This is a genomic window from Clostridioides sp. ZZV14-6009 (genome assembly GCF_020658095.1).
Lineage (GTDB): Bacteria > Bacillota > Clostridia > Peptostreptococcales > Peptostreptococcaceae > Clostridioides.
Genome location: NZ_JAGWDG010000006.1, coordinates 23,296 through 44,583, shown reverse-complemented (window position 1 = coordinate 44,583; position 21,288 = coordinate 23,296). Strand labels below are relative to the sequence as shown.

Here is a 21,288-nt window from a genome sequence, read left to right as displayed (position 1 = left end):
ATAATTTAATATTATGGTATGATTAGATGTAAAGAGGTGATTGTTTGTATAATAAAGTAAAATATACTCCAATAAATTGTGAAACTGCTTGTAATAAACTAAAAAGAAGTATGCCGTATAAATGGGATTTAAATATTTATCGTGGTTGCGAACATGCATGTAAATATTGTTATGCTATCTATTCACATAAGTATATGAATTCTAGTAATTATTTTGAAGAAATTTATGTAAAAACAAATATAATAGAAAAACTTGAAAAACAATTGAGTAGTAGTAAATGGAATAGAGAAGTAATTAATATAGGGGGAGTGACAGATAGCTATCAGCCTATAGAAGCTGAGTATAAGATTATGCCAGAAATATTGAATCTATTAATTAAATATAAAACCCCAGCGATTATTTCTACAAAATCAGATTTAATTTTAAGAGATTATGATTTGATTGATAAATTATCTAGAATTACATATATTAACATAGCTTCTACAATTACAACAGTAGATGAAAAGACACAAAAGCTCATTGAACCGAATGGAGTAGATTCAATGAGAAGATTTAAAATGTTAAAGGAATTTAGAAAAACTAACGCTTCAGTTGGTCTTCATATTATGCCAATTATACCTTATATTACAGATAATTTTGATAATATAAATTCATTGTTTAGATACGCAAAAGAAAGTAATGTACACTATGTGTTGCCTGGAACTTTGTATTTAAGAGGTGTAACTAGAGGTGTTTTTTTTGACTTCATTAAAAAAGAATTTCCTGATTTATTTGATAAATTATCAATACTATATAGTACAGGTTCAGCAAATAAAGAATATAAAAACCAACTTTATAAAATGGTCAATCAACTTAGAAATAAGTGCTCTTTATCAAGTAGTTATGCCAAAATAATGAAAGAAAAATTAAAACATTCAGGTGATATTCAGTTATCTTTTTTTGATTAATTTTAGATATAATAAGCTACTTCTAAATTGACTATTATAAATTATCTAAACCAAAATTCATTGACAAATAAATATATAATGTATCTATAAAATAAAAATATGAAAGGATGATGTTGTTCGGCGTACTTGATATCATAAAATCGTTGATGTAAGTATTGCTGGAAAAGAGTAGATAAAATCAAATTTAATAAGTAAACAAAATAAAGCGATAGTTTTATTGTTGTGCTTAAAAATATTTGGTTCTATTTTACTCTTATTTAAACTCATCTTTTTGAAGTTAAACCACAGAGTAAAATCTGTGGTTTTTTTGTTTTATAAATAAACTTTAAGGAGTGGTATGTTTTGTTAAACAAATTATGTATGTATTTAGAAAGACCAGAACTTTATAAGGAAAGTAAAGTTAATTTTTGGGATGATGAATATATCTCAAAACAGTTATTAAAAGCTCATTTAGATGTTGATTTTGAAGGAGCAAGTAGAAGTCTAGACTTTATTAATGATTCTGTAGATTGGATAGTTAAAGTTGCATCTCCAGATAAGTATCCAAATTTAATTGATTTAGGATGTGGACCAGGACTATATGCAGAAAGATTTGCACAGAAAGGTTATAAAGTAACTGGGATTGATTTTTCAAAGCGCTCTATTAATTATGCACAAAGTAGAAATGAAGAGAAAAATCTAAATGTAACATATTTATTTCAAAGTTATTTAAATATGAATTACAGTGAAGAATTTGATATAGCTACTTTAATTTATTGTGATTATGGAGCTTTATCAACTAAAAGCAGACGTCTATTAATGGAGAATATTTACAAAAGTTTAAAACCTGGAGGAAAGTTGATATTAGATGTATTTACAGTAAATAAATACAATGATTTTAAAGAAGTTAAAACATGGGAAATAAATGAAAAAGGAGGATTTTGGAGTAGTGAAAGATATGTGTGTATACAAGATAATTGCAAATATAGTGATTACAATACATTAGAACAAACTCTTGTTATAACAGAAGGAAATGAAAATGTATTTTATATTTGGAATAAATACTTTTCAAAAGAGAGTTTTTTAGCAGAAATTAAAGATATTGGTTTTAAATCTATTGAATTTTTTAATAATGTCAAAGGTGAAGTATATTCTGATGATAGTATGACTATGGGATTAGTTTTACAAAAATAGTAAAAAAATGATGAATATGTTTAAATGAATAAAAATTTGAAATCTATAATAATATCACATAAGAAAAGTATATATATTGAAAGATGGACATTTTTATGTTATTTTTAATACATTATAAATTTGATTATATAAAAATAAAAGCAATATTTTTGTTATTATTTTTTATATAAAATTTATTTGAATATATTTTTTTAATGGCATATGATATAAAATTTAATATATAGTTTAGAAGGATGTGGTATTAGTGTTAGAGATTCAAGGGAAATACAATAAAGCAAAAATATTTACAGATAATGTAGACAGTACAACAATAAGTCAAATAATAGAATTATGTAATCAGGAATTTACAACAAAATCTAAGATAAGAATAATGCCAGATTGTCATGCAGGTTCTGGCTGTGTAATAGGTACTGTAATGACAATACAAGATAAAATCGTTCCAAATCTTGTTGGAGTAGATATAGGGTGTGGGGTTATATGTGTAAATCTGGGTAAAGTTGATTTGGATTTAAAGCAGATAGATGATTTTATAAGAAAAAAAATACCTCATGGATTTAATATAAACAAATATAGTAAAGCAAACTATAAAAAAGAGATAGAATCACTATATTGTATAAAAGGCATAGGAAAAGCTACAGAGGAATATAATCGAGCTATTGGAAGCCTTGGAGGGGGAAATCATTTTATTGAGTTAAATGAAGATAGTGAAAAAAATAAATATTTAATAATACACTCTGGTAGTAGAAATCTTGGTAATAGGGTAGCAAAATACTACCAAAAAAAAGCTTATGATTATTATATTAGAATTAGTAATAATTTTGAGGAAGATAGTAAAAGACTTGTTGAGCAGTACAAAAAGGAAAATAGAGAAGAAGAAATTCAGGATGCATTAATATCGCTTAAAAAAGAACATAACTTTACTCCTAAAATACCAAAAGATTTATGTTATTTAGAAGGCAAATTGATGGAAGATTATCTTCATGATATGGATATTATACAAAAATATGCTGAATTAAACAGAAATACAATGGCTAAAAGAATAATTGAAGAATGTATAGGTCTTAAATTTAATGATTTATACCATTTTCAAACTATACATAATTATATAGAAATTGAAAACAGAATACTAAGAAAAGGAGCTATAGCATCATATGAAGGAAGAAAGTTATTGATTCCTATAAATATGAGAGATGGTGTTATCTTGGGAGTAGGAAAAGGAAATTTAGATTGGATTAATTCTGCACCTCATGGAGCAGGACGTATACTTTCAAGAGGAGAAGCCAAAAGAAGTATAAATATGAAAGATTATGAAGAATCTATGAAAAATATATTTACAACGAGTGTAAATATTAAAACCATTGATGAAGCACCTCAAGCGTATAAGCCAATTGATGAGATTGTAGAAAATATAAGAGAAACAGTTGACATAATTAATATATTGAAACCAATTTATAATTTTAAGTCAAATTAACAATTTGGAAGATTAAGAAAATACAGTAATCTTAATCTATATAAAAAAATAAAATTTATAAAAAAGGAGTACAAAAAATAGTACTCCTTTTTTATATAGAGGTTCAGAAATAAGGATTAATAATTATCTTATATATACTAGCAATAAAAAAAGACCCTCAAAAGAGTCTTTCCCGAAAAATCTATATATTATAATATAGTTATATTTTCTGCTTGAGGACCTCTAGCACCTTTAACTATATCAAAGCTTACTTGTTGACCTTCTTCTAATGATTTAAATCCTGAAGTTTGTATAGCTGAGAAATGAGCAAATACATCATCTCCACCTTCCATTGATATAAAACCAAATCCTTTTTCATTATTAAACCATTTCACTATTCCATTATTCATTAAAAATACTCCTATTAACCTGTATCAAGATATACTTGATTTAATTGTGTATTACCACAAATACTATTGTATCATAGATTAATAGAAATGTCTATGTAATTGTATTTTTTAGTTAACATTTTTGGTTATTCTTAATATTAAAAATATATTTAAGAGTTTTGTATTACTATATATTAATATAAATGTAGATAAAACTAAAAAGGGTTCTTCTAGAAAACAAAATCTATTTAATTATACTTACTTACCAATACCATCACTTGATGTAAGCAATTTTCTACTACATTTTCTCCGTACTCTAGTATAAAATCATCTAATTGTGTATCTATAAAATCACAATAATCATATGAACTACCAATATAAGCAGTTAACATATGTGTACATCTATCCATTTTATCTCTAAACATATATTATTATCCCCCTAAAAAACTTTCATAAAAACAAAAAGAACAATATCTTTTTGGCAACTGGCTGACATAACTTATAAGATATTTTACAAGTCTTAGTCCCTATAGCTTTGCGTCACTAAATTTCTCTAGTTTTGCCGATTTAGTTTTATTCTACAATTTAATAATACAACGAAATCAGTTATTATTCAACATCATTGTTTGAAAATTTGAAAATTGAATAAATTTATAAATATGAATGTCGTTTTATTTTAGAAAAAATAATCTAAAAATGTAGAGTATATAGAAAAATTTACCTGTAGTTTTTGTATAAAAAAGCTCCTATTATTAATTTAAGCTAGATTGAATTTGAGGAAGTGACATAAAATGGAGCAACAAGAGGTAGTAGAGAAACTGCACAGAGGGGAATTGATGCTGATGGAATATATGTGGAGTAAAAAATCTATTCTATCTAAAAAAGAAAATAGTAAGTTTTAAATCAAACTATGATGTGCTAGTAATTAAAAAAGAATATTTAAGTGCTAGAAAAGAAGAAAGGTGTATAAGTAAAGATAATAACTTTTTCATACGAATATTTACAACTATACATAAAAGAAATAATACAATAGAAGAAAAATTAAAAAGATTCATAAAAAATATGCAAAATATAGTAAAAAGATAACTCTGTTTATATAGAAAGAAGGAATATATTATGTTGAATAAAAAATTACCAGATGCGGAGTTAAAATTGATGAAAAATATTTGGAATTCGGGATATAAAATTGTAATATCTAAAGACGTTGCAGATGAAATGGAGGAAAAATATGGTTGGAAACATACAACTACAATTACACTTTTAGCGAGGCTAAGTAAAAAAGGTTTTTTAATATCCCAGAGAATTGGAAAACATGTACACTATACAGTATTAGTAAAAGAAAAAGAAAAAGAAAAAGAATATCTAAAACTAGAAGGTAAAAGAATTTTTGGAGGTTTGCATAACAATCCCCTGTCAGAGTTAATTTCAAAACTACATAATAAAGAGGAAATAACTGAAGAAAAAATAATAGAAATAGGAGATTGGATAAAAAGTTGGCAAGAAGAAGATTAATATATATTAAAAGGTAGCTACTAATATAATTGCTACCTTTTTATTGTTGTGGATAAAATTGTGGGTAAACTATGGAAAACTTATGTAAAATTTGTGGATAAAATATTTTACTGACATTTAACTGACAAAAGGATTAAAATGAAAAATAAAAATGTTGAAAAAACAATACTTACAAACACTTAAAAGCCTATAAGAACTATTCAATTATAAAATAAATCTTTAGATATTTCTTAAATAGAAACTTGACAATTGAGAAGCAAAGATATAATGTGTATAGTAACTAAACAGTAATGAAACTAAACACATAGAGGTGAAAGTATGAGAGATTATTCTAAACTAATTACACTGATGGAACGTATTATTCACAAATACAATCAGTGGGAGGATAAAAAACGAACTTATGGAACAGAGCTTTTATTATCAAAATCAGAAATTCATACAATAGTAGCTGTTGGTAATAATCCTGGGATAAATATTACATCTCTTGCAGATACTTTAGGTATTACAAAAGGCGCAGCTTCTCAGATGATTTATAAACTAGTAGATAAAGGGACAGTGGTAAAAAAAGTATCTCCTGATTCTGATACAGAAGTAGCTTTGAGCCTTACAGATGATGGAATGAAAAATTATAAAGCTCATCAAGAGTATCATAAGCAAACTAATGATGAATCACTTAAACTGTTAGATGATATGCCAGAACCTTTTTATGAATATATGCTGAGTTATTTTTCTGCTTTTGAAGAAAGTATTGATAAAAAACTAGAAGAAAATTAAGTCATATATGTGAAAAAATTGCTATCGTAGAGGGTAGCAATTATTTTTAAAAATATGTTTAGTAACTATACTATATCGAAACAAAACAATTGAAAGGGTGATTGGTATGGATGGAAATCAAAAAAGAATCTATCTTTTAGAAAAAGAAGATGTAAGGAAATCACTGTTAAAATTAGGAATGCCTACTATGATAGGGATGATAGTATCAGCATTATATAATATTGTTGATGCTTTCTTTGTAGGTCGTTTGGGTACACTGCAAACTGCTGCAGTATCCTTAGTATATCCATTAACTATGGTTGGTACTGGAATAGGGCTGCTTTTTGGAAGTGGTGCAGGTTCTTATATTTCAAGGCTTCTTGGTAAAAAAGAATATGAGGAAGTAAAGATTTGTAGTAGTATAGCTTTCTTTTCAGGTATATTTTTAATCGCTGTTTTGGTTACAATTATGCTATTATTTTTTAATTCTCTTATGAATTCTTTAGGGGCAACAGATAACACACTTTATTATGTAAGAGAATATGGTTTGATATATATTTTGGGGCTTATATTCAATGTTTTCAATATAATGATGAATAATATGATAGTTGCAGAAGGGAGTTCTTCATTTAGTATGACTGCTATGTTGTTTGGTGGATTGACAAACTTCATATTAGACCCAGTTTTAATCTTTGGATGTCATATGGGAGTTTCTGGTGCTGCTATTGCAACATTAATTTCACAACTTGTCTCTACTTCATTTTATGGGTTTTATATTTTAAAAGGGCATACATTTTTGAAAATTTCTTTTAGTTATTTTAAAATCAAGCGTACTATTTACATAGAGATTTTCAAGATAGGTCTACCAGTTTGTTTCTTTCAATTTTTGACTGGTGGCGCTGTGAGTTTAACTAATATTGTTGCCAAACCATTTGGAGAAGCTGCCATTGCTGCTATGGGAATTGTTAATCGCCTTATGTCTTTGGAATCCAATGCTTTGTATGGTTTTTTAAAAGGTTATTCTCCTCTGGTTGGATATAACTATGGTGCAGGAAAAATAGATAGAGTTGAAAGAGCTACTAAGACAGCAATATATTGGAGTACTGCTATAAATGTATTGTTTGGAATTTTGTGCATTTTATTTTCAAAGCAATTTATTTATGTATTTAATCAAGAATCAGTTAAAGTATTGGAAATTGGAAGAACTGCTTTAATTGTTGATGCTATTTCATTTATGACATTAGGAGTTCAAATTGTCATAGGAAATTACTTTTTGGCAATTGGAAAGGCAAAACAAGGTGGTATGTTAAGTATATGTCGTCAAGGTTTACTGTTCATTCCATTTCTGCTGATTTTCACAAACTTATGGGGTATGACAGGTCTTATTGCAACTCAATTGGTAGCAGATGTATGTGCAACAATTATTACTGTCATAATGTGGTTTAAAGAAAAGTCACTGCAATTAGTATAGAAGAGATTTTGTCACAAAAGAAAATAATGTTGAAATATTGATAAGTAGGCATTTTATTTTTATATGTCAATAAATCATTATCAAAAGTAGATAAATATATTATATAGATTCATAAGAAATAGTAATTTGTTTTGATTATTTAAATATGAGATAATATAATATGAATGTATTCCTAACTTTAAATTAGAAAGAAGGTATGAATAATGAAATATTATGTAGTTGATGCATTTATAAATAGATTATTTAAAGGAAATCCTGCTGGTGTCTGCGTTCTTGAAAAGAGATTATCATTAGAATTAATGCAGAAAATAGCAACAGAGAATAATCTTCCAGAAACAGCTTTTGTAGTTGAAAATGATGGAAATTATGATTTACGATGGTTTACACCTAAAGCAGAAATTGATTTATGTGGTCATGCAACTTTAGCCGCAGCTTATGTTATATCCAATTTTATTGATATAGATATTCAGAAAATTTGTTTTTTTACTCAAAGCGGAAATCTTGAAGTTACACGAAATGGAAATCTATATGAAATGATATTTCCAAACAGAGAACCTGTTGAAATTGAATTATCATTACAACAACGTAGTTTACTAGGTTGTACACCAGTGGCTATCTACTCTTCAAGAGATTTAATATTGTTACTAAATAATGAACAAGAAGTTATAGACTATACACCTAATTATCAAGATTTAAGTAAATTAACAGATTGGTTAGGTGTTATAATTACATCACAAGGGACTGATACAGATTTTGTCTCTCGATATTTTTGTCCAGAATTAGACTCAGAAGACCCTGTTACAGGTTCATCTCATTGTAGTCTCATACCATATTGGGCTGAAAAGTTGGGAAAAGATAAAATGATAGCATCGCAACTTTCTAATCGTGGTGGTATTATTCAGTGTGAATTATTAAGGGATAATGTTGTAAAAATTTCTGGAGAAGCAGCTTTATTTATGCATGGAGAAATAATGTATAATATTTAAAGAAAAATAGTTAAAGTTGTTAATAGCAATAATAAAGAAGATAAATTTATGTCAACATTGACAAATTAAAATAAAAAAGTTAGTATTTAATTGACGAAGATAAAAACACAGTCTGGTTGGTAGTCCAGACGCAGCAATTGCTGTCAGTAACCTGCCTCCTTGGTTGTCCATTCTTTAGAAATAAAGTAAATAAATAGGAGGAACTAGCAATGGATAATGTTAGTGGAAAATTAACAGTCTTATTTGAAGAACCGTTTTGGATAGGTGTATTCGAAAGACAAGATAGTAAAAAATATGAGGTATGTAGGGTAGTTTTTGGAGCAGAACCAAAGGATGTAGAAGTATATGAATTCATACTTGAAAAGTTCTTTTCATTAAATTTTGGAAGCATTAAATTGGAGAAAAATGTATCTAAAGATAACATTGGATACAAAAGGATGCAGAGAAAAGTAAAAAAAGAACAGGCTAAAGAAACTATAGGAACTAAAGCACAAAATGCTCTTAAGCTTCAATATGAAGAAAGAAAACAAGATAAAAAAATCCTATCTAAATCTAGAAAAGAAGAAGAAAAAGAAAGACTTTTTAATTTGAAACAAGAGAAAAGAAAAGCCAAACATAAAGGTCATTAATCTAATTGGTTGGATTTTTATGAATTGCTAGATAAAAGGTGTATAAAATTAAAAATTTTATACACCTTAAATTATTAATAAAGATAGAATTATTATATTAAAAAATCACTTTAAAGCATATAAAAATATAATAATAACAGTTGTAGTAATATTATAAATGGTATCCCAAGTGTAAATTTAATATGCTTAGTCTTATGTCTAAAAGAATACATTCCAATGATAGAACCTATGCTACCCCCAATTATTGCTATGGTAATAAGGGTAGCTTCTTTTATTCTCCATTTATTTTTTATTGCTTTTTTCTTATCAATATACATTGAAGAGAAACCAATAATATTAATAATTATAAAATATATAGAAATCAAATTTTTCACAATATTACCTCCGTAAGACGTATAATAAAAATATATTATACATTATAAATCAAGAATATTTTTTTTAAAAGCCTAATCTACAATTACTATATATAAAATATTTCATAAGAAGTAATATTATATTAATTGGAAAATTTTAAAAAATTAAACAATTGCTAAAATAGGGGGTATATTTATAAGACATAAAGTGATAAAATTTACTTAGAAAATAATGTAAAATAACAGGAGGACAAGGCAAAATGAAATTCATAGTAGAAAAAGAAGTATTTGATAAATTAGAAAATGTATGTTTTGGTGTAGTAGTTGCAAAAGGAATAGACAATACTAAAGAAATTGAAAGAATAAATAATCTTTTAGATATAAGTATAGACAGAGTAGAAGAGTACTTTAAAGATAAAAAGGTAAAAGAAGCAGAAGAAATTATACCATATAGAGAAGCATTTAGAAGCCTAGGAATGAATCCAAATAAATTTATGAGTTCGATAGAAGCAATGACAACAAGAGTTGCTAAAAATAAAAAACTTCCACATATAAATCCTATTGTAGACTTAGGAAATTCTATTTCATTAAAATATCTACTTCCAATGGGTGCACATGATATGGATTTTAGAGATGATGATGTATTTGTTAGATTTTCAAAAAAAGGGGATAAATTTATTCCATTTGGAGAAACTGAAGTTGAGTTGATGGAAGAAGGAGAATTAATTTATTCTGTTGGAGATATGGTAAAAACTAGAAGATGGATATGGAGACAAGGTGAAGAAGGAAAAATTACAAGTAGTTCAAAAAATATATTTTTCCCTATAGATGGTTTTACTGATGCAAATTTAGATAAAGTAATGAGTGCAAGGGAAGAATTAGCAAAATTATTAAAAGAAATATTTGATTGTGAAATTAAAGTAGGGTTCATAGATAAAGATAACTTAGAAATGGAAATATAAGAAACTGTATCCAATACTTATTTTAAATTATTATGTATATAATTACTTAAAGGTATTTAAATAAAGAGAGGTCGTAGTAAATTTGAAAAAAACTATAATAAAGAATATAAATCCATTGGTTGAAAGTAAGTTTATGGGACTTTTTGAAATTGAGTATAAAAATAAGCTAGATGAAGATAAGGTATGGATGGTAGCATCAAGAAAAAGCAGTGAGCAATTAAAAAGTATTTATCTTGAAAATAAGGCAGATAGTGCAGATGCAGTCGCAATAGTAGGTCTTCATAAAAGTAGCAAAAAATTAATTTTAATAAAACAATTTAGAGTACCTATTAATGGATATATATACGAATTGCCAGCAGGTCTTATTGATAAGGGTGAATCTATAGATATTTCTGTTGAAAGAGAACTTAGAGAGGAAACTGGGCTTACTCTTTTAGAAATTCAAAAAAATAAGAGTAATGAGAAAGTCTATCTATCTCCTGGTATGAGTGATGAATCGATTGCATTTGTTTACTGTATATGTGATGGTAATATAACTGATGAATTTTTAGAACCAGATGAAGATATTGAAGCTATTTTAGTTTCACAAGATGAAGCAAAAGAAATTTTACAGAGTAATCATAAGATAGATACAAAAGCATTTTTAATTTTACAAATGTTTGTAAGTTTAGGAACTAAATTATTTGAATAATTATACAGAAAAGAGATTGTATTATGTGAGTGAGTAAAGTATAAAAATTTATTTTATTCATATAATGATATAATCTCTTTTTTGTTTTATTTTTTTAAGCTGTAAAGTAATCAATACAAAAACATACAAGGATTATTTTTAGGTAATCCTTATATGTTTTGTGTTGAGAGATAATCTTTTAATACATATTGTATTTTCAAATATAAATATAGTTTAAAAATTCAAAAAAATGGTGGTGAAATATGTCCCAAGGGACATTGGGCAAAATACGTCCCTCTAGCCTCTTTATATTAAAAAGTATATACTAAATAAGGGTTAAAAGAGATAAAAATGATACACTAATTGTCTTTTGATAATAAAAAAACACAGAATTTAATTATTTAATCTAGAAAAAGTATTGAACAAATGAATTGTTTAGTGTACAATAATCATGTAAAAACATAGTAATGGAGGGAGACATTTCATAATGAAAATTAAGGTAGGAATGAACGGATTTGGAAGAATAGGAAGAGCTGTGTTGAGAATAGCTCAAGAAGAATTAGGAGATAATATAGAAATTGTAGCCATAAATGCAAGAGCAACAACAGAGTCTTTGGCACATTTATTTACATATGATTCATGTTACGGAACTTTTAGAGGTGAGGTAGAAGCAAAGGATGAAGATACACTAATAGTAAACTCTAAAGAAATAAAAATACTGAGATACAATGACCCAGAAGAATTACCATGGAAAGAATTGGGGGTTGATATAGTTATAGAATCAACAGGATTATTTACACAAAGAGAAAAGTCAGAAAAACACATTAAAGCAGGCGCAAAAAAAGTAATAATAACAGCTCCAGGAAAAAATGAAGATATAACTATAGTTGTTGGAGTTAATGAAGAACAATATGATAATGAAAAGCATAATATAATCTCAAATGCATCTTGTACTACAAATTGTCTAGCACCATTTGCTAAAGTATTGGATGAAAAATTTGGTATAGTAAAAGGTTTAATGACTACTGTACATTCATATACTAACGATCAAAGAATATTAGATAAGAGCCACAAAGACTTGAGAAGAGCGAGAGCAGCGGCTGAATCTATAATACCTACCACTACAGGAGCAGCAAAAGCTGTGTCAAGAGTATTACCACAATTAGAAGGAAAATTAAATGGTTTTTCACTTAGAGTGCCAACACCAACAGTTTCACTTGTTGATTTAGTATGTGAACTTAAAGAAAACGTTACAGCTGAGCAAGTGAATTCTGTATTAAAAGAAGCTGCTGAAGGAGAATTAAAGGGTGTTTTAGGATACTGTGACAAACCACTTGTTTCTATAGATTACAGAGGCGATTCAAGATCATCTATCATAGATGCTCTGTCCACAATGGTTATAGAGGACAATATGGTCAAAGTAGTTTCATGGTATGATAATGAATGGGGATATTCTTCAAGAACTGTTGACTTGGTAAAATATATAGCTGAAAAATTAAAATAGTACATAACTTGAAAAAAAGTTTTGAAAAAATTTTATAAAAATAAAAGAAAGATTATGAAAAATATTGAAGGAAAAATTTTTTCATAATCTTTTTTGGTTCATGTAAAAGATACAAGTTACAACTTGTTAGTGGATATTAGGTCGTTAGAGTGGGATATGTCTATTTAGTAAGAAATTGTATTATTTTATATATGAAAGATAATATGTCGAAAACTTGCAGAAATCTGAAAAATTTTTATTATTGGAATACTGGTTTTCATTTTAAATATGATAAAAAAATGACAAATAAAGTTGCAAAGAGTAATATTTATAAGTATAATTAAAAAAGAGAAAAGGTTTTGTTAAGCTTTACAACAAAAGAAAAGAAGGGATGATTCAAAATGGAGAAGTTAACAGACAGGAGACAGGTTAAGGCAGTAAGCATGGAGACATTCGTTTTCATAATATTACTAATAGTTGGATTTGGCTATGTTGGTAGCATTATGGGAGCAGGAATGATGTTTAAAGTAATAATGAGTACAGCACATGCTTTACTATTAGAGACAGTTTTCTTAATTATGGCTATGGCAGTTCTTGCAGGCGCATTAAGCGCACTACTTTCAGAGTTTGGAGTAATAGCATTAATTAATAAAATTTTCGCTATATTTATGAAGCCTTTATATGGATTACCTGGTGCTAGTATAGCAGGAGCTATAACAACTTATTTATCAGATAATCCAGCTATTATACCTTTTGCTAAAGATAAAACATTCACACAGTATTTTAAACAATATCAAGTTCCAGCACTATGTAATTTAGGAACAGCTTTTGGTATGGGACTTATCTTAACAACATTTATGATATCTCAAGGTACAGAATATGTATTGCCAGCATTGATTGGTAACTTAGGTGCAGTAATAGGTAGTGTTGTAAGTGTTAGAATAATGTTGACATTTACTAAGAAGTTTTATAACTATAATCCAGAAGAAGATAAAGCAGCAGGAACATTAGAGAAAAAAGCTGAATTTAGAGAAATAAGAGAAGGAAATGTATTCCAAAGAGGCTTAGATGCTATTCTTGAAGGTGGTAAGATGGGCGTAGACATGGGAATGGCTATAATCCCTGGTGTCCTAGTAGTGTGTACATTAGTTATGCTACTAACTTTTGGACCATCTACAGACCCTGTTACAGGTCAAGAGGTTTATACAGGAGCTGCATATGAAGGAATAAAATTACTTCCAGTTCTTGGAGATAAGCTTGGATTTATATTAGAGCCATTATTTGGATTTACATCACCAGAGGCAATAGCATTTCCTATAACTTCATTAGGAGCTGTTGGAGCAGCAATGTCTTTAGTTCCAGAATTTATAAAATCAGGAGCTATAACTCCTAATGATATAGCAGTATTTACAGCAATGGGTATGTGTTGGAGTGGATATTTAAGTACACATATTGGTATGATGGATGCATTAAACGCTAGACAATTAGCTGGGAAAGCAATTCTTTCTCATACAATAGGTGGTTTATGTGCAGGAGCAGCAGCTCACTTTATATTTATGCTCGTATCATAAATATGATGAATAGAAATAATTAAAATAAAAAATAATATACAAAAAAATGGTTGTCTATATGCAATAAGAAATTGTGTACTGACAACTATTTTTTTTGAATGAAGATATTTTATAATATATGAACATTAAATTGGTATTAGAGTTAAGTTATATTTATGTAAAAAGTAACAAAAATCTGTAGAAATTTATGACAAAATTTAGTACACTAACTATATGTTCTTATTTAAAATTTAAAGGTATGATTAGAAATTACCTAGTAGAGTAAGATTGATTAATAAAAGAATCATAAAACAAAAATATTAATCATAAAAATTATAAAATAACTTACTTAAAATAAAACCATAGAACTTACAAAAATTAAAAAAGCATATAAGTATGGAGGGGTACAATGGATGAATTATTTCATATAGGAATTGATGTAGGTTCTACAACAGTAAAGGTTGTGGTACTTAATAATAACAATATAGTTCATAAAGAGTATAAAAGACATTATTCTGATGTGAAGAAATCAGTTAAAGAAGTACTAAATGGAATATACGAAAAATTGGGAGATATAAATGCAACCATTATAATAACTGGTTCAGGAGGAATTGGAATCTCAAAAAAACTTGGGGTGAAATTTGTCCAAGAAGTTATATCTAGTACAAAATCAATAGAATATTTCCATCCGGAAACTGATGTTGTTATAGAACTTGGAGGAGAAGATGCAAAAATAACCTATTTAAGTGGAGGAATAGATCAAAGAATGAACGGTATATGTGCAGGTGGTACTGGAGCATTCATAGACCAAATGGCTTCGCTTTTAAAGACAGATGCTAGTGGTTTAAATGAATTAGCTAAAGGCTACAATGTTATTTACCCAATAGCCTCAAGATGTGGTGTTTTTGCTAAAACAGATATTCAACCTCTTATAAATGATGGAGCTAAGCAGACTGATATAGCAATGAGTATTTTTAATGCAGTTGTCGTACAAACAGTAAGTGTTCTTTCTTGTGGAAGAAAAATAGAAGGCAATGTTGCATTTTTAGGTGGGCCATTGTATTTTTTATCTGAACTTAGAGAAGCTTTTAAAAGAGTACTAGATTTAAAAGATGAAAATGTAATTTTCCCAGAAGATGCACAGCTTTATATTGCTATTGGAGCAGGATTATTATCAGTAGATGAAGATAGTATAAAACTTAAATCTCTAATAGAAAAACTAGACAATATAAAAAACATTGAAGATGGAGAGGTAAATTTATTAGAACCTTTATTTAAAGATAGAAATGAGTATGAAGAATTTTTAAAAAGACATGAAAAAGAAAAAATAGATTATGTAGATATAAATTCAATTAATAAAAATTGTTATCTAGGAATTGATGCAGGTTCTACTACTACTAAGGCCGCGCTTATTGATGAAGATGGGAATCTAGTATATTCTTATTATAATAGTAATGAAGGAAATCCACTAAAAACAACAATCAAGGTCATAAATGAAATATATGATATATTACCAAAAGACGTTAAAATCTTGAGTTCAACTGTAACTGGATATGGAGAGGGGCTTATTAAAAAAGCATTAAAAATAGATAATGGGGAAATAGAGACTATAGCACATTATAAAGCTGCTAAATTTTTTAATAAAGATGTAGACTTTATACTTGATATTGGTGGTCAAGATATGAAGTGCTTAAAAATAAAAGATGGTGTAATTGATAATATAATATTAAATGAGGCTTGCTCATCAGGCTGTGGTTCATTTTTAGAGACCTTTGCAAGTTCTTTATCTATGACAATAGAGGAATTTGCACATGAAGGTGTCTATTCTCAAAGTCCTGTAGATTTAGGTTCAAGATGTACTGTGTTTATGAATTCGAGAGTAAAACAATCTCAAAAAGAAGGAGCAAGTGTTGGAGATATATCAGCAGGCTTATCCTATTCTGTAATAAAGAATGCTTTATTTAAAGTAATAAAAATCAGAGATTTAAATGAGATTGGAAATAATATTGTTGTACAAGGTGGAACATTTTACAATGATTTAGTACTTAGAAGTTTTGAAAGGTTAATTGGCAAAAATGTAATTAGACCTAATATTTCTGGAATTATGGGTGCTTTTGGTTCAGCTCTTATAGCCAGAGAGAAGTATGAAAGTGGATATCAAACATCTTTATTATCTAAAGAAGAATTGAATAGTATAAAATTAGAATCAAGTGTAATTAGATGTAAAGGATGCTCAAATCATTGTCTTCTTACAATAAACAAATTTTCTGATAATGAAATTTTTATTTCAGGAAATAGATGTGAGAAGGGAGAAGCCATTTATGGCGATAAAAAGATAGGTTTAGAAAAGAAAAACCCCATAAATCTATTTAAGTATAAATATGACAGGATTTTTAAATACAAACCATTAGAAAAAGATAAGGCAAAAAAAGGAGAGATAGGAATACCAAGAGTATTAAATATGTATGAAGATTATCCATTTTGGTTTACATTTTTCAATGATATGGGATTTAGAGTTGTACTTTCAGATAGGTCATCAAAACAATTATATGAAACTGGTATAACTAGCATTGCTTCTGAAACAGTGTGTTATCCTGGGAAATTAGTTCATGGGCATATAGAAAATCTAATTTCAAAAGGAATAAAAAATATATTTTATCCAAGTGTGACCAATGAAAATAAAGAGGATTTAAGTGCAGATAATTATTATAATTGTCCTGTTGTAATATCCTATTCTGAAGTAATAAAAAATAATGTGGAAAATATAAGAAACAAAAATATAAATTACATAAATCCATTTATTAGTTTAAATGATAAGGCAAAGTTGAAAAAGAGACTTCATGAGGAATTATCAAAACGTTTTACTGGTATAAATATAACTAAGGAAGAAATTAATCATGCAGTTGATAAAGCTACTGATGAACAAAATTCATTTAAAATGGAGATGCAAGCAGCAGGCGAAAGAGCACTTAAGGAGATAAAAGAGAGAAACTTAAAGGGAATTGTATTATGTGGTAGACCATATCATATAGATCCAGAAATAAATCATGGAATGCCAGAGCTTATAAATTCTTTAGACATGGCAGTGCTTACTGAAGATTCTATATGTCACTTAGCAAATATGCAAAGACCACTTAGAGTTGTAGACCAATGGGTCTATCATTCAAGATTATACAAAGCAGCTAGTTTTGTAAGAGATAAAAATTATTTAGAATTGGTTCAACTTAATTCATTTGGGTGTGGCTTAGATGCAGTAACTACAGACCAAGTTCAAGAAATACTTAATGAAAAATCTAAAATATATACTATTATAAAAATTGATGAAGGTAATAATTTAGGAGCTGCAAAGATAAGAATGAGGTCTTTAAAAGCAGCTATGTTTGAAAGAGAAAGTAAAAATATAGATGTAAAAAATATGAAAGTAGATAGAATACAGTATGCAAAGAATAATCAAATAACGAACAAACATACTATATTAGCACCGCAAATGTCACCTATACATTTTCAATTTCTTGAAGAAGCTGTAAATTTGAGTGGATATAAGATAGAAATTTTAAAAGATACAGATAGTAGTGTTATTGAGGAAGGTTTGAGATATGTAAATAATGATGCTTGTTATCCAGCTATAATAGTAGTAGGTCAATTAATAACAGCATTAAAGTCTGGAAAATATGATTTAAATAATACATCTGTTGCAATAACTCAAACTGGTGGCGGTTGTAGAGCTACAAATTATATTGGATTTTTAAGAAAAGCTATGTATGATGCAGGATTTAAAGATGTCCCAGTTATTGCACTTAGTGTAAATGGAATAGAAGATAGTGGAATAATGGATAATGTATCGCTAAAATTAATCAATAGACTTTTTATGGCTGTTGTGTATGGAGATTTATTAATGAAAGTACTCTATAAAGTGAGACCATATGAGAAAGTTATTGGAAGTACAAATGCTCTATATGAAAAATGGGTTGATATATGTAAAAAATCTCTTGTCAAAGCTAAAATTTCTGTATTTACTAAAAATATAAAAGAGATAGTAAATGAGTTTGACAACCTAGAGATATTAGATATTAAAAAACCTAAAGTAGGTTTAGTTGGAGAAATATTAGTGAAATTTCATCCAATTGCAAACAATAATCTAGTGAATATATTAGAGCGAGAAGGAGCCGAAGCAGTTGTACCAGACCTTACAAATTTCTTTTTAAGTTGTGCGTTTAATACTATTTATAAGCACACTCATTTAGAAGGAAGTAGAAAAAGTAGAATGATAGGGGAAGCCTTTATATACATAACAAGTATATACCAAAGGGTATATAAAAAAGCACTTGATAAAAGTAAAAGATTTTATGCTCCAGGAAATATAAAAACAGTTGCGAAGAATACAGAACCAGTAGTATCATTAGGAAATCAAACTGGAGAAGGATGGCTTTTAACAGGTGAGATGGTTGAATTATTAAATGAAGGTGTGGAAAATATCATTTGTATGCAACCTTTTGGATGTTTACCTAATCATATAATTGGTAAAGGTTCCATAAAAGAATTAAAAAGGTTATATAAGAATGCAAATATAATTCCTATTGATTATGACCCTTCTGCAAGTGAGGTGAATCAGCTTAACAGGATAAAACTTATGCTTTCTAAAGCTTTTAAAAATATAGAAGATTAAGGTTTCACATGTTGAAAATTTATAGCTTTCTAAATAAGCTACTATTATATTAATAATTATAAAAAGAGTTACTCTATATTTTTTAGGGTAACTCTTTATTACTTGAAAAATTATATGTATACTAATATAAAAGGGGGGGAAGTTATATGAATTTAGTATATGATGTTTATGAGTCTAAAATAGGAAATTTGTACATATTGAGTGAAGATGGTTTTGTAGTTAGCGTAGATATAGGAGATGAAAAATTTAATAATTTAAAAGAAGAATATATTAAAAAAGGAATAGATATAAAAAGAAGTAAAGAAGATTTAAAAGAAGCAATAAATCAGATAGACGATTATTTTAATGGAAAAAGAAAAAAATTTGATTTAAAAATACGTGTTGATGGTACTGAATTCCAAAAATCTGTCTATGAAGAAATGTTAAAAATACCTTATGGAAAAACACTATCATACTCAGAAATAGCACAAAATATAAATAATCCAAAGTCTGTTAGAGCAATTGGACAAGCAAGTAAAAGCAATAAAATCCCAATAATAATACCTTGTCACAGAGTTGTTGGTAAAAACAATGTTGGTGGATATATGGGAAATCATTCTGACTTAAAAAAAATATTATTAGATTTAGAAAAAAATAGTTAAATTGGTTAAAAGTGATTTTTTTGTTAATATTTGATATAATTATGTTAGAAGAAATTTTTAATTTACGATGATAAGGGGGAGTTTTAATGTGCAATAAAGTTATAGCATCAAAATATCATGAAAAGGGGTTCAATTGTGCAGAGTCAGTTATAAAAGCATATAATGAAGAGTTTAATACAGATATACCAGTTTGTTTAGGTAGTGGATTAGGTTCAGGCTGTGGAGTTGCTAGTTTATGTGGTGCAGTAAACGCCTCAAATATAATAATTGGATATGTAAGAGGTAGAAACCATGAAGGTGAAAGCACTAAAGCTAAAGCATATGCTAAAGATTTGACAACAACAGTAAGAAATGAGTACGGTTCAGAGTTATGTATAGACTTAAAAAAAGATTTAGTTGCATGTAGAGAGATAATGGATTTTGCATATGATAGTTTAAAAGAAACTTTAAAAAAGGAACTATAATAAATATAAGCTATAGAATATAAGCTATTTGATATAATATATTTAATAAGTCTATTATATTATAACTTATTAGTTGCAAATAAAACGCAATGAACTTTAAAAGAATATTAGATTTTATATTATAAAGACGCTCAGAAAGGAGCGTCTTTTTGCTAGTATAATTTAGAAAAAAGTTATATTATTTATTAACAGAATTTAAATGACAGTTGAGTATTAGCATTCATTGATGTAAATCAGCTTAATTAACAGATAATATTTATATAGGTATCTCAATTATTTCTATTTATTTTTTGTTATGTTATACTCAGCTTAAATAAATATTTGTTACAAAGGAGATGAAAGTATTGGAAAATATTGATTTGCTTATTAATGACTTATGTTCAAAAAATCACACTGAAGCATATAAAACTTTTTTATTTCTAGAAAATGAAAGCAAAAAATCAAACATTACGTACTGTTTCTTTGATTATTTTCTAGAGATGATTAATAATGAAAGTTCATATATTCGTACAAGAGGACTGTCATTAATAGTTGCAAATGCTAAGTGGGATACTGATAATAAAATTGAAATGAATATAGATAGTATACTAAGTCACATAGTGGATAAAAAGCCTTCTGTGGCGAGAAATTTTATTCAGTCATTACCTAATATTACAAAATATAAGAAACAACTTATTCATCGTATAAGAAGGGAATTAAGTAATGCAGATATAAGTATTTATAATGATAATATGAAACCATTAGTAGAAAAGGATATAAGTAATACTTTATCTAATCTTGAGTAAAGATATATTATCTAAATTTTACCAGTTGATATCATCATTAGGGATTAATTTTTTTGACAATAGCAAGAAATGTGAAAACAGCTAAGACAGAATTATGTACAATCATACTAGAAGGAGGCATTATGAAAACTAATTTAGAAACAATACAGGATGTAGTTGATAAGGATGGTAAAAGTTTGATTGAATATTGGGTTCCAATTTTATGAGTATTATAATATGCTTGAATATATAGACTAAATAAAAGTAGTAAAAATTGTTGTAATGAGTAAAAGCTTTATATGTTAAAAGAGAATATACATAATTTAATGGTAGTTTTGAAATAACAAATTAAAGCTACCATTTTTATTTTGAAAAATCATTCAATGAAATAGATTCAGTTTGTTAAATGTATTATTTATAAAATT

Annotated in this window: 20 protein-coding genes and 1 riboswitch; of the genes, 17 read left to right on the top strand and 3 right to left on the bottom strand. The window is 27.5% G+C overall.

Features of this window, described 5'->3' with window-relative positions; all coding sequences use genetic code 11:
* Positions 1-44: 44 nt before the first annotated feature.
* The 3 genes from KGF36_RS09890 (at position 45) to KGF36_RS09880 (ending at position 3,591) form a co-directional block, all read left to right on the top strand.
* On the top strand, positions 45-947 hold the full coding sequence (locus tag KGF36_RS09890) for a radical SAM protein (RefSeq protein WP_227828484.1): 903 nt from the start codon (positions 45-47) through the stop codon (positions 945-947).
* 342 nt (positions 948-1,289) lie between these two features.
* Complete coding sequence (locus tag KGF36_RS09885; RefSeq protein ID WP_227828485.1) at positions 1,290-2,120, top strand: class I SAM-dependent methyltransferase; 831 nt, start codon at positions 1,290-1,292, stop codon at positions 2,118-2,120.
* A 244-nt stretch (positions 2,121-2,364) separates the two neighbouring features.
* Positions 2,365-3,591, top strand: a complete 1,227-nt coding sequence (locus tag KGF36_RS09880) for an RtcB family protein (RefSeq protein ID WP_227828486.1) — start codon at positions 2,365-2,367, stop codon at positions 3,589-3,591.
* Positions 3,592-3,779: 188 nt separating this feature from the next.
* On the opposite strand, the gene KGF36_RS09875 is transcribed toward KGF36_RS09880, so the two are convergent.
* Positions 3,780-3,980, bottom strand: a complete 201-nt coding sequence (locus KGF36_RS09875; RefSeq protein ID WP_131044449.1) for a cold-shock protein — start codon at positions 3,978-3,980, stop codon at positions 3,780-3,782.
* 227 nt (positions 3,981-4,207) lie between these two features.
* Positions 4,208-4,384, bottom strand: a complete 177-nt coding sequence (locus KGF36_RS09870) for a hypothetical protein (protein ID WP_227435413.1) — start codon at positions 4,382-4,384, stop codon at positions 4,208-4,210.
* Positions 4,385-4,436: 52 nt separating this feature from the next.
* A riboswitch (cyclic di-GMP riboswitch) is annotated at positions 4,437-4,533 on the bottom strand.
* Positions 4,534-5,075: 542 nt separating this feature from the next.
* Between KGF36_RS09870 and KGF36_RS09865 the strand changes: the two genes are divergently transcribed.
* From KGF36_RS09865 to KGF36_RS09845, 5 genes are all read left to right on the top strand, one after another.
* Positions 5,076-5,471 carry a BlaI/MecI/CopY family transcriptional regulator gene (locus KGF36_RS09865; protein ID WP_227828488.1) on the top strand — a complete coding sequence of 132 codons (396 nt, stop codon included), beginning with the start codon at positions 5,076-5,078 and terminating at the stop codon, positions 5,469-5,471.
* A 318-nt stretch (positions 5,472-5,789) separates the two neighbouring features.
* Entirely contained in the window at positions 5,790-6,245 is a 456-nt protein-coding gene (locus tag KGF36_RS09860; RefSeq protein WP_227828489.1) for a MarR family transcriptional regulator, read from the top strand.
* A gap of 106 nt (positions 6,246-6,351) precedes the next feature.
* Positions 6,352-7,695 (top strand): MATE family efflux transporter, encoded by a 1,344-nt coding sequence (locus KGF36_RS09855; RefSeq protein ID WP_227828490.1) that lies wholly within the window; start codon positions 6,352-6,354, stop codon positions 7,693-7,695.
* Positions 7,696-7,898: 203 nt separating this feature from the next.
* A complete protein-coding gene (locus tag KGF36_RS09850) occupies positions 7,899-8,681 on the top strand; it encodes a PhzF family phenazine biosynthesis protein (RefSeq protein ID WP_227828491.1) in 783 nt (260 codons plus the stop codon).
* Between the two features lie 209 nt (positions 8,682-8,890).
* Positions 8,891-9,310, top strand: a complete 420-nt coding sequence (locus KGF36_RS09845; protein ID WP_227828492.1) for a YjdF family protein — start codon at positions 8,891-8,893, stop codon at positions 9,308-9,310.
* A 110-nt stretch (positions 9,311-9,420) separates the two neighbouring features.
* Here the strand turns inward: KGF36_RS09845 and KGF36_RS09840 are convergent, their stop codons facing one another.
* Positions 9,421-9,684 carry a DUF1294 domain-containing protein gene (locus tag KGF36_RS09840; protein ID WP_227828493.1) on the bottom strand — a complete coding sequence of 88 codons (264 nt, stop codon included), beginning with the start codon at positions 9,682-9,684 and terminating at the stop codon, positions 9,421-9,423.
* Between the two features lie 239 nt (positions 9,685-9,923).
* On the opposite strand from KGF36_RS09840, the gene KGF36_RS09835 reads away from it, so the two are divergent.
* The 9 genes from KGF36_RS09835 to KGF36_RS09795 all read left to right on the top strand — a co-directional run bounded on the left by KGF36_RS09835 (position 9,924) and on the right by KGF36_RS09795 (position 21,090).
* Positions 9,924-10,625: a B3/4 domain-containing protein gene (locus tag KGF36_RS09835; protein WP_227828494.1), complete on the top strand. Its 702-nt coding sequence runs from the start codon at positions 9,924-9,926 to the stop codon at positions 10,623-10,625.
* A gap of 82 nt (positions 10,626-10,707) precedes the next feature.
* A complete protein-coding gene (locus KGF36_RS09830; protein WP_227828495.1) occupies positions 10,708-11,316 on the top strand; it encodes an NUDIX hydrolase in 609 nt (202 codons plus the stop codon).
* A 466-nt stretch (positions 11,317-11,782) separates the two neighbouring features.
* Positions 11,783-12,799, top strand: coding sequence for a type I glyceraldehyde-3-phosphate dehydrogenase (gap, locus tag KGF36_RS09825; RefSeq protein ID WP_227828496.1), 1,017 nt, complete (start codon positions 11,783-11,785; stop codon positions 12,797-12,799).
* A gap of 380 nt (positions 12,800-13,179) precedes the next feature.
* The gene (locus KGF36_RS09820; protein WP_227828497.1) at positions 13,180-14,349 is read left to right on the top strand and encodes a hypothetical protein; all 1,170 of its coding nucleotides are present in this window, start codon (positions 13,180-13,182) and stop codon (positions 14,347-14,349) included.
* Between the two features lie 388 nt (positions 14,350-14,737).
* Entirely contained in the window at positions 14,738-18,994 is a 4,257-nt protein-coding gene (locus KGF36_RS09815) for a 2-hydroxyacyl-CoA dehydratase (protein ID WP_227828498.1), read from the top strand.
* A 146-nt stretch (positions 18,995-19,140) separates the two neighbouring features.
* On the top strand, positions 19,141-19,635 hold the full coding sequence (locus KGF36_RS09810; protein ID WP_227828499.1) for a methylated-DNA--[protein]-cysteine S-methyltransferase: 495 nt from the start codon (positions 19,141-19,143) through the stop codon (positions 19,633-19,635).
* Between the two features lie 86 nt (positions 19,636-19,721).
* A complete protein-coding gene (locus KGF36_RS09805) occupies positions 19,722-20,099 on the top strand; it encodes a C-GCAxxG-C-C family (seleno)protein (RefSeq protein ID WP_227828500.1) in 378 nt (125 codons plus the stop codon).
* A 344-nt stretch (positions 20,100-20,443) separates the two neighbouring features.
* Positions 20,444-20,884: a SufBD protein gene (locus KGF36_RS09800; RefSeq protein ID WP_227828501.1), complete on the top strand. Its 441-nt coding sequence runs from the start codon at positions 20,444-20,446 to the stop codon at positions 20,882-20,884.
* Positions 20,885-20,937: 53 nt separating this feature from the next.
* Positions 20,938-21,090 (top strand): hypothetical protein, encoded by a 153-nt coding sequence (locus KGF36_RS09795; RefSeq protein ID WP_227828502.1) that lies wholly within the window; start codon positions 20,938-20,940, stop codon positions 21,088-21,090.
* Positions 21,091-21,288 lie beyond the last annotated feature (198 nt).